Raw genomic sequence first — 3,813 nt, forward strand, 5'->3', positions numbered from 1 at the left:
TTTAAAAAGATATACTTTATTTACATTTTTGCGCAAATACTCCCTCAGCTTTAATTTGTCGCCGTCATTCAAAGAACTAGGAACACACAATGGCAAAGAAGATAAGCAACAAGTTTTGGTTTCAGTTGCATGGTTGGTTTTCACTGCCAATATGGCTACTGTTTTGCTTTATTTGTATCACAGGTACCATTTCCGTTCTCAGCCATGAACTTACATGGCTTACTAACCCTGATTCTCGGGCACATAACCCCAGTCAGGTAAGTGAGATGTCAGCGGGCTCAGTGTTACGCGCGTTTAAGGATGAGCACCCAAGTGCAGATGTCATGGGGCTCAATGTGAGAGAGCCCTATTTGACCTATGTGGTGATGTTTACCGACGTCGACAAGCCCTATGCGCTTGCATACGTAAACCAGTACACAGGGGCTGTTCAGGAAATAAATGACGGCAATACGTTTATTAACTTTATGCGCTCATTACATGGCTGGCTGCTATTTCCATGGCAAAACGGCTACAGTGTTGGTTACTATTTAGTGGCGTTCATGTCACTGATCCTACTGGGCGCGTTGATCACAGGCCTAGTGGTATACAAAAAGTTTTGGTTGGCGTTTTTTCAGTTTAAGCTGCGTAAATCACAAGGAGGTCGTACCCTTGCCGCTGACATCCATAAGCTCAGTGGAGTATGGTCGCTTTGGTTTATGACCGTAATGAGCCTCACCGGACTGTGGTATTTAACGCAAGCGGTGCTGTGGCATGCAGGTGTTGAACTCGAACATCATGAAACATTAAATGCAGCGGATATACCCAACTCAACAATAAACGCGAATGCAGTAGAGACCAGTGTTGACCTAGCGCTCGGTGAAATTCAACAGCTGTACACTGACTTTCGTCCAAGTTACATCATGCTACCTGAGCATAACCGCGATACGCTCAAAATCAGTGGCGCAAACGGCTACGTACTCTATGACGATTACAGCATTAATATTGCCTACAACACTTGGAATGATACAGTCGTTCATCATGCAAACCCTGATTCAATGACAGGCTTACAAACGGTTATGCACATCACAGATCCACTGCACTACGGCACCATTGGAGGGATCTGGACAAAAGTCATCTGGTTTATTTTTGGCTGTGTTTTATCCGGGATGTCAGTTACCGGATTTATCATGTATCAGCTTCGGACCAAACGCGCGCGTAGCCAAGAACGGAGCAATGCAAGACAACTAAAAGCACAACAAGGGTAAATCGCCATGAATGCAGTCAAACGCTTTATACAACACAATAAATATTGGTTAAATGCTCTATTACTGGTGTTGCCAGCTTGGTTTTATTATCAATCATTACATCCAGAATTTCCCGCTCCATTGGCGGAGCAAACACTTGGAAAGTACAGCATCACGCCAATGCCTTTTGACGAAAAGCCGCCATACATCCACGATAACTTATACGTCAAAGACTTCTTACTACTGTTCAATAAAGGCGATGTTGATTCTGTGCGCCAAGGCTATCTCAATATCGGCCCCAACGCGATGCCACTTGCACAGCTTATGAAGCATGAGCTCGGGATCCTTCACGGCACAAAACACGGTCAACACGTACATACTTTAGCAAAGAAAACATTATCAGAAGACGACAGGGTTTGGCTGACGATCGAAACTTGGCAAGGCGAAGTCATCGTCATGAATTGGCCACTGCCAGAGTATTTAATCAAAGAAAGCGCATAGAAAAGGGGCATCTCGCCTCTACTCGATTTAAATTACACTTAAGACTCAATGGAAATCAGGATATTAGTACCCCACCGCAGCGCTATCTGCGCGTCTTGGATCTGAGGAGCCAAATAGACCTTTATCGGTAAGCATGATTGACTGGGTTGAGCCCATCGCATTCTGCTCTGAAAGTGTGTGTCCTTTGTTTTCAAGTAGACGTCGAGTATCCACATTTAAGCTACGTTCAATACGAATTTCATCTGGTAACCATTGGTGGTGAATACGCGGAGCCACGGTTGCTTCGGCAATGTTTAAGCCATGATCAATAACATTCAAAATGATTTGCAGCGTGGTGGTGATAATACGCGAGCCACCCGGGCTACCCGTTACCAAAAAGGGTTTACCCTCTTTCATTACAATCGTGGGTGTCATCGAGCTCAAAGGACGCTTTTTTCCTTCAACGGCGTTAGCTTCTCCACCAACCAAGCCAAAACCGTTTGGTGTGCCGGGCTTTGCCGAGAAATCATCCATTTCGTTGTTAAGTAGAATGCCTGTGCCAGCCGCGACAATACCTGAGCCATAGCTAAAGTTGAGCGTATAAGTGTTACTCACTGCATTGCCCCACTTATCTACCACAGAATAATGTGTGGTTTGGTTACTCTCATAAGGTAATAATTTACCGGGTTTAATCTCGCGACTTGGCGTCGCTTTATCTGCACTTATTTGTTTACTACGCTGCTTTGCATATTGCTTATCCACTAATGCTTTAACGGGTACGTCGTAGAAATCGGGGTCGCCCAAATATTCACTGCGGTCAGCATACGCACGCTTCATGACCTCAGCCATTAAATGGACGGTAGCAGCGCTATTATGCCCAAGCTCACCAATAGGGTATTGCTCCAGCATATTCAGCATCTCTATGATATGCACACCACCAGATGAAGGAGGTGGCATAGAAACGATGTCGTAGCCGCGGTATGTACCTTTTACTGGCTCTCGCTCCACCGCTTTATAGTCTTTTAAGTCATCCAGCGACATAATGCCGCCAGCAGCTTCTACCGCAGCAACTATTTTCTTTGCTGTCTCACCCTGATAAAAGCCCGCGCTGCCTTTTTCGGCAACAAGTTCCAAAGAGTGAGCCAAGTCAGCCTGCACCAGCCATTCATTTGGCTTATAGCTGCTACCATCTTTTTTATAAAACACAGCCTTAGATGCCGGCACACCAAGCATTCGTTCTTTAATATAATTATGAGAAAGCGAATTGGCTAAATCAGAGGTCACTTTAATGCCATCACGTGCTAATTTAATTGCAGGCTGAATAACTTGACTAAGTGTCATAGTGCCGTATTTCTCGAGTGCCAACTCCATCCCCATAACCGTTCCGGGAACGCCCACGGCAAGGCCGTGCTGAAGGCTTAACTTTGGGTTTACCTCGCCGTTTTCATCAATAAAGATATCTTTGTGCGCACGACTCGGCGCCATTTCGCGATAATCAATCGCAATGGTTTTATTCTCTTTCGCCAGATGCACTAGCATAAAGCCACCGCCACCGATATTTCCGGCTCTTGGCAGGGTCACGGCAAGGCTAAAACCTACTGCGACAGCCGCATCAACAGCATTGCCACCTTGCTTTAAAATCTCTACACCAACCTGACTAGCAAGTGCCTCTTGGCTAGATACCATGCCGTGTTCAGCCCATATTGGCTGTGCTGTGGCTTTAGAACTAAATATTGGTGACTCGTCAGCTTGCACCGTGTTACCAAACGCAACACCCGTACACAAGGAAACAGAGCACGACCACACCAAGGCTGTTAATTTACGCATCTTCATCCCGCTTTTTAATTATTCTCATGTTGCAGTGTTGCATGAATAAAAAGACCAAACAATATCGATGCGTTGGGCGACTGACAGTGCAAATTTACGTTACACCATAGTTACTGCACTCAAGGCTAAAAAGCAGCTTGTCGTCAAATGTTGAAGTTACACAGGGTTGAAATAAGGTAATTAAGCAAAGCATAAATTTAACCTTTGAAAAACATATTTGACAAATAATTTATGTTGGGTACAGTCAATAATGCAGTTTATTTTTTGTACGACAATTCAAGCT

The 3,813-nt window shown here is 44.8% G+C and carries 3 protein-coding genes; 2 read left to right on the plus strand and 1 reads right to left on the minus strand.

Annotated features, from left to right (window positions below; all coding sequences use genetic code 11):
* Nucleotides 1–89 precede the first annotated feature (89 nt).
* Together L1D50_RS22015 and L1D50_RS22020 are read left to right on the plus strand one after the other, a co-directional pair.
* Nucleotides 90–1,244 (plus strand): PepSY-associated TM helix domain-containing protein, encoded by a 1,155-nt coding sequence (locus tag L1D50_RS22015; protein ID WP_239966843.1) that lies wholly within the window; start codon nt 90–92, stop codon nt 1,242–1,244.
* A 6-nt stretch (nt 1,245–1,250) separates the two neighbouring features.
* Nucleotides 1,251–1,724, plus strand: coding sequence for a hypothetical protein (locus L1D50_RS22020; protein WP_239966844.1), 474 nt, complete (start codon nt 1,251–1,253; stop codon nt 1,722–1,724).
* Between the two features lie 63 nt (nt 1,725–1,787).
* On the opposite strand, the gene ggt is transcribed toward L1D50_RS22020, so the two are convergent.
* Nucleotides 1,788–3,530, minus strand: coding sequence for a gamma-glutamyltransferase (gene ggt / locus L1D50_RS22025; RefSeq protein ID WP_239966845.1), 1,743 nt, complete (start codon nt 3,528–3,530; stop codon nt 1,788–1,790).
* Nucleotides 3,531–3,813: the final 283 nt, after the last annotated feature.

It is taken from the genome of Pseudoalteromonas sp. Isolate6 (genome assembly GCF_022398435.1).
In the GTDB taxonomy this organism is placed as follows: Bacteria; Pseudomonadota; Gammaproteobacteria; order Enterobacterales; family Alteromonadaceae; genus Pseudoalteromonas; species Pseudoalteromonas galatheae.

Excerpts from the sequence above, each read along its gene's own strand:
- ggt (WP_239966845.1), bottom strand. The coding sequence starts at position 3,530 with ATGCGTAAATTAACAGCCTTGGTGTGGTCGTGCTCTGTTTCCTTGTGT.
- L1D50_RS22020 (WP_239966844.1), top strand. The coding sequence starts at position 1,251 with ATGAATGCAGTCAAACGCTTTATACAACACAATAAATATTGGTTAAAT.
- L1D50_RS22015 (WP_239966843.1), top strand. The coding sequence starts at position 90 with ATGGCAAAGAAGATAAGCAACAAGTTTTGGTTTCAGTTGCATGGTTGG.